Here is a 6,215-nt window from a genome sequence, read left to right as displayed (position 1 = left end):
TACCGGGAAGGAGGGAGTGACCATCTCATTAAATAAAGCACGCTAAGCCGGTGGCAGCGGTCGCAATGGCCTAAACTTCCCCGCACCGACCTTGGCGCTGCTGCGCCATAGGTAATCGCCGGTCAGGTTGATGTGCTCCCACCCCAGCGGCGACAGATATTGCAACAATGTGTCGTCCAGCGCCGTGCCGTTGCCACGCAAAGCACTGGTGGCACGCTCCAGATATACCGTGTTCCACAACACGATGGCCGCCGTCACCAGATTGAGGCCGCTGGCCCGGTAGCGCTGCTGCTCAAAACTGCGGTCGCGGATTTCACCCAATCGGTAGAAGAAGACCGCCCTGGCCAGCGCGTTGCGCGCCTCGCCCTTATTCAGCCCCGCATGGACGCGGCGGCGCAGCTCCACGCTTTGCAGCCAATCCAAAATGAACAGCGTGCGCTCGATGCGCCCCAGCTCGCGCAACGCCACGGCCAAGCCGTTCTGGCGCGGGTAGCTGCCGAGTTTGCGCAGCATCAGCGAAGCCGTTACCGTGCCTTGCTTGATGGAGGTGGCCAGCCGCAGAATTTCATCCCAATGGGCGCGTATTTGCTTGATGTTCAGCCTGTCGCTGCTAATCATCGGCTTGAGCGCGTCATAGGCGGCATCGCCCTTGGGGATGAATAGCTTGGTTTCGCCCAAGTCACGGATACGCGGCGCGAAGCGAAATCCCAGCAAATGCATCAAGCCAAACACGTGATCGGTGAAGCCTGCCGTGTCGGTGTAGTGTTCCTCGATGCGCAAGTCCGACTCGTGGTACAGCAGGCCATCAAGCACGTAAGTTGAATCACGAATGCCCACGTTGACCACCTTGGCACTGAAGGGCGCGTACTGGTCGGAGATATGGGTGTAGAAAGTCCGTCCTGGACTGCTTCCATACTTCGGGTTGATATGACCAGTGCTTTCTGCTTTGCTGCCGGTTCTGAAGTTCTGGCCGTCCGACGATGACGTGGTGCCGTCACCCCAGTTGCCGGCGAAGGGTTGCCGAAACTGCGCATTCACCAGCTCGGCCAGCGCCGTCGAATAGGTTTCATCGCGGATGTGCCAGGCTTGCAGCCAAGACAGCTTGGCGTAGGTGGTGCCAGGGCAGGACTCGGCCATTTTGGTCAGACCCAGGTTGATCGCGTCGGCCAGGATCGTCGTCAACAGCAAGGTTTTGTCCTTGGCCGTGTCGCTGGTCTTCAGGTGTGTGAAGTGGCGGGTGAAGCCCGTCCATTCATCGACCTCCATCAGCAACTCGGTGATTTTGAGGTGCGGCAGCAGCATAGCTGTCTGGTCGATCATGGCTTGCGCGGCGTCTGGTACTGCCGCGTCCAGCGGCGTGATCTTCAGGCCTGACGCGGTGGTGATGATGGCATCCGGTAAGTCGTTGGCCGCAGCCATGCGGTTGACTGTGGCGAGTTGCGCCTCCAACAATTCCAACCGGTCATGCAGGTATTGGTCGCAGTCGGTGGCCACTGCCAGCGGCAATTCGCTGGCCAGCTTCAAAGTGGCGAACTTCTCGACCGGCACCAGGTATTCGTCGAAGTCCTTGAACTGGCGAGAACCCTGCACCCAGACATCACCGGAGCGCAGCGCGTTCTTCAGCTCCGACAGGGCGCATAACTCGTAGTAACGCCGGTCGATGCCGTCGTCGGTCAGAACCAGCTTTGCCCAGCGCGGCTTGATGAATGCGGTTGGCGCATCGGCGGGCACCTTGCGCGCGCTGTCGCTGTTCATGCCGCGCAGCATGTCGATGGCATCGAGCACACCCTTGGCGGCGGGCGCAGCCCGCAATTTGAGCACGCCCAGGAACTGCGGCGCGTAGCGGCGTAGCGTGGCATAGCTTTCACCGATGTGGTGCAGGAAATCAAAGTCGGCAGGCCGCGCCAATGTTTGCGCTTCGGTGACGCTGGCGGCGAAGGTGTCCCAGGGCATAACGGCCTCGATGGCGGCGAACGGATCGCTGCCGCTTTGCTTGGCCTCAATCAACGCTTGACCGATGCGCCCATACATCCGCACCTTGTCGTTGATCGCCTTGCCGGAAGCCTGGAACTGCTGCTGATGCTTGTTCTTGGCCGCGTTGAACAGCTTGCCGATGATGCGATCGTGAAGGTCGATGATTTCATCGGTGACGGTGGCCATGCCTTCGATGGCCAGCGCTACCAGCGTGGCATAGCGTCGTTGCACCTCGAACTTTGCCAGATCAGCAGGCGTCATCTGGCCACCTTCACGAGCGATTTTGAGCAGGCGGTTCTGGTGAACCTGCCGCTCGATGCCTGCGGGCAGATCAAGTGCTTGCCAGGATTTCAGGCGCTCAATATGTTCGAGCATGTGGCGAGAGTTCGGTTTGGCAGGCGACTGGCGCAGCCATGCCAGCCACGTCACTTTACTGCCGTCCTTGCGCTTGAGAAGTTCGTCCAGGCGCTGACGGTGGGGTGATAACAAAGAATCGGTCAGCGCCGCGTAAATGCGTCGGTTGGCACGGGTGATGGCCTCGGCGCTTGCGCGCTCGATGGCATTCATGGCGGGCAGGATAATGCTCTGCCGCCGCAGATTCTCGACAAGTGCGCTCGCCAGCACGATGCCTTTGTCGGTCTGCAAGGCCAGCTCGGTCAATGTATGCACGGCTTGCCGATAGTGGCTCATGGTGAAGGGCTTGAACCCAAAAACCGTTTGCAGCTCGACCAAGTGCTCCCGCCGTGTCTGTTCGCGCTGGCCGTACTCGCTCCAACTTTCCACTGGCATCTTGAGTTGCGCGGCCACCATGCGCAACAGGGGCGGAAACGGAGGCTCATCGACGCCCAAAAAGGTGCCAGGGAATCGCAAGTAGCAAAGCTGCACAGCGAAGCCCAATCGATTCGCGGCGCCGCGACGCTGACGGATCACCGACAGGTCGGTTTCGTTGAACGTGTAGTGCCGTATCAGTTCGTCTTTGGCATCTGGCAGTGCCAGCAGGCTTTCGCGCTCGGTGGCGGACAGGATTGAGCGGCGTGGCATGGTCAGTCTTCCCGCAGGTACTGGTACAAGGTTTCGCGGCTGATGCCGAAGTCACGGGCCACCAAGGTTTTTTGGTCGCCTGCCGCAACTCGCCGTTTCAACTCGGCAATTTGTTCGCTGTTCAGCGATTTCTTTCGTCCCCGGTAGGCACCGCGCTGCTTGGCCAGCACGATTCCCTCGCGCTGACGTTCGCGGATCAGGGCGCGCTCGAACTCAGCGAAGGCTCCCATGACCGACAGCATCAGATTGGCCATCGGTGAGTCCTCGCCGGTGAACTTCAGCCCTTCTTTGACGAACTCCATGCGCACGCCCCGTTGTGTCAGCCCTTGGACGATGCGGCGCAGGTCATCAAGGTTGCGTGCCAGCCTGTCCATGCTATGCACCACCACGGTGTCGCCCTCGCGGACGAAGGCCAGCAGCCTTTCCAGCTCGGGACGCTGGGTGTCCTTGCCAGAAGCCTTGTCGGTGAACACCCGCGCCACCTGAACACCCTCCAATTGCCGTTCCGGGTTCTGGTCGAAGCTGCTGACGCGGACATAGCCGATGCGTTGACCTTGCAAGATGCCTCCAAAGGCAAAAGTGTCAGGATGAAATCTATTACCTTTGACGGAATATGTCAATCAATAGGAAATTTAACTCTATTCTGACATCGTTTGCACATGGTGTCGTTTTCAGAAGACGGCTGCACTGAACGTCAGAAGCCGACTGCACTATAGCAGCGGAGGGGTTGGATCCATCAGGCAACGACGGGCTGCTGCCGGCCATCAGCGGACGCAGGGAGGACTTTCCGCAACCGGCCGTTCGATGCGGCACCGATGGCCTTCGCGCAGGGGTAGTGAATCCGCCAGGATTGACTTGCGCTGCCCTACCTCTCACTAGTGAGGGGCGGCAGCGCATCAAGCGGTGAGCGCACTCCGGCACCGCCAACTTTCAGCACATGCGTGTAAATCATCGTCGTAGAGACGTCGGAATGGCCGAGCAGATCCTGCACGGTTCGAATGTCGTAACCGCTGCGGAGCAAGGCCGTCGCGAACGAGTGGCGGAGGGTGTGCGGTGTGGCGGGCTTCGTGATGCCTGCTTGTTCTACGGCACGTTTGAAGGCGCGCTGAAAGGTCTGGTCATACATGTGATGGCGACGCACGACACCGCTCCGTGGATCGGTCGAATGCGTGTGCTGCGCAAAAACCCAGAACCACGGCCAGGAATGCCCGGCGCGCGGATACTTCCGCTCAAGGGCGTCGGGAAGCGCAACGCCGCTGCGGCCCTCGGCCTGGTCCTTCAGCCACCATGCCCGTGCACGCGACAGCTGCTCGCGCAGGCTGGGTGCCAAGCTCTCGGGTAACATCAAGGCCCGATCCTTGGAGCCCTTGCCCTCCCGCACGATGATCGTGCCGTGATCGAAATCCAGATCCTTGACCCGCAGTTGCAAACCCTCACTGATCCGCATGCCCGTTCCATACAGAAGCTGGGCGAACAAACGATGCTCGCCTTCCAGAAAACCGAGGATGCGAACCACTTCATCCGGGGTCAGCACCACCGGCAAGCGCCGCGACGGCCGAGGTCTTCCGATCTCCTGAAGCCAGGGCAGATCCGTGCACAGCACCTTGCCGTAGAAGAACAGCAAGGCCGCCAATGCCTGACGATGCGTGGAGACCGAAACCTTGCGCTCGTTCGCCAGCCAGGACAGAAATGCCTCGACTTCGCTGCTGCCCAAGGTTGCCGGGTGACGCACACCGTGGAAACGGATGAAGGCACGAACCCAGTGGACATAAGCCTGTTCGGTTGGTAAGCTGTAATGCAAGTAGCGTATGCGCTCACGCAACTGGTCCAGAACCTTGACCGAACGCAGCGGTGGTAACGGCGCAGTGGCGGTTTTCATGGCTTGTTATGACTGTTTTTTTGTACAGTCTATGCCTCGGGCATCCAAGCAGCAAGCGCGTTACGCCGTGGGTCGATGTTTGATGTTATGGAGCAGCAACGATGTTACGCAGCAGGGCAGTCGCCCTAAAACAAAGTTAACCCAGGATGAGAACCTTGAAAGTATCATTGATGGCTGCGAAAGCGAAAAACGGCGTGATTGGTTGCGGTCCAGACATACCCTGGTCCGCGAAAGGGGAGCAGCTACTTTTTAAAGCATTGACCTACAATCAGTGGCTTCTGGTGGGTCGCAAGACGTTTGAATCTATGGGCGCACTCCCCAATAGGAAATACGCGGTCGTTACCCGCTCAGGTTGGACATCAAATGATGACAATGTAGTTGTATTTCAGTCAATCGAAGAGGCCATGGACAGGCTAGCTGAATTCACCGGTCACGTTATAGTGTCTGGTGGCGGAGAAATTTACCGAGAAACATTACCCATGGCCTCTACGCTCCACTTATCGACGATCGACATCGAGCCAGAGGGGGATGTTTTCTTCCCGAGTATTCCAAATACCTTCGAAGTTGTTTTTGAGCAACACTTTACTTCAAACATTAACTATTGCTATCAAATTTGGAAAAAGGGTTAACAAAGCTATGCAATCGACGGCAAAAAGCTTCGTTCGCTTCGCGCACTACGCCTTTTCCGCGATTGATAGCGACGTTATGCAGCCAAATCCCAACAATTAAGGGTCTTAAAATGGTAAAAGATTGGATTCCCATCTCTCATGATAATTACAAGCAGGTGCAAGGACCGTTCTATCATGGAACCAAAGCCAATTTGGCGATTGGTGACTTGCTAACCACAGGGTTCATCTCTCATTTCGAGGACGGTCGTATTCTTAAGCACATCTACTTTTCAGCCTTGATGGAGCCAGCAGTTTGGGGAGCTGAACTTGCTATGTCACTGTCTGGCCTCGAGGGTCGCGGCTACATATACATAGTTGAGCCAACAGGACCGTTCGAAGACGATCCGAATCTTACGAACAAAAAATTTCCCGGTAATCCAACACAGTCCTATAGAACCTGCGAACCCTTGAGAATTGTTGGCGTTGTTGAAGACTGGGAGGGGCATCCTGTTGAATTAATAAGGGGAATGTTGGATTCGTTAGAGGACTTAAAGCGCCGTGGTTTACACGTCATTGAAGACTAGTCCTTTGCATAACAAAGCCATCAAACCGGACGCCAGAGATTCCGCGCCTGTTGCGCATGGCTTCGCCATTTTATGCGCAATAGGCGCGCCACCCGGCACTGTTGCAAAGTTAGCGATGAGGCAGCCTTT

At 57.5% G+C, this 6,215-nt stretch carries 5 protein-coding genes; 2 read left to right on the top strand and 3 right to left on the bottom strand.

Going from position 1 to position 6,215, the window contains the following annotated elements; genetic code table 11:
* Positions 1 to 42: 42 nt before the first annotated feature.
* The 3 genes from APU02_RS03340 to intI1 all read right to left on the bottom strand — a co-directional run bounded on the left by APU02_RS03340 (position 43) and on the right by intI1 (position 4,894).
* Positions 43 to 3,015, bottom strand: a complete 2,973-nt coding sequence (locus APU02_RS03340) for a Tn3 family transposase (RefSeq protein WP_001138073.1) — start codon at positions 3,013 to 3,015, stop codon at positions 43 to 45.
* 2 nt (positions 3,016 to 3,017) lie between these two features.
* Positions 3,018 to 3,575 carry a recombinase family protein gene (locus tag APU02_RS03335; RefSeq protein WP_001162012.1) on the bottom strand — a complete coding sequence of 186 codons (558 nt, stop codon included), beginning with the start codon at positions 3,573 to 3,575 and terminating at the stop codon, positions 3,018 to 3,020.
* 305 nt (positions 3,576 to 3,880) lie between these two features.
* Positions 3,881 to 4,894, bottom strand: a complete 1,014-nt coding sequence (intI1, locus tag APU02_RS03330; RefSeq protein WP_000845039.1) for a class 1 integron integrase IntI1 — start codon at positions 4,892 to 4,894, stop codon at positions 3,881 to 3,883.
* A gap of 155 nt (positions 4,895 to 5,049) precedes the next feature.
* Between intI1 and dfrA14 the strand changes: the two genes are divergently transcribed.
* Together dfrA14 and APU02_RS03320 are read left to right on the top strand one after the other, a co-directional pair.
* A complete protein-coding gene (gene dfrA14 / locus APU02_RS03325) occupies positions 5,050 to 5,523 on the top strand; it encodes a trimethoprim-resistant dihydrofolate reductase DfrA14 (protein ID WP_004201280.1) in 474 nt (157 codons plus the stop codon).
* A 110-nt stretch (positions 5,524 to 5,633) separates the two neighbouring features.
* A complete protein-coding gene (locus tag APU02_RS03320) occupies positions 5,634 to 6,086 on the top strand; it encodes an NAD(+)--rifampin ADP-ribosyltransferase Arr-2 (protein WP_000237816.1) in 453 nt (150 codons plus the stop codon).
* Positions 6,087 to 6,215 lie beyond the last annotated feature (129 nt).

Source organism: Citrobacter sp. 50677481 (assembly GCF_001463265.1).
GTDB lineage: Bacteria > Pseudomonadota > Gammaproteobacteria > Enterobacterales > Enterobacteriaceae > Citrobacter_A > Citrobacter_A sedlakii.
Note: the sequence above shows the minus strand (reverse complement) of the source record. Positions and strands in the feature narration are given on the sequence as shown.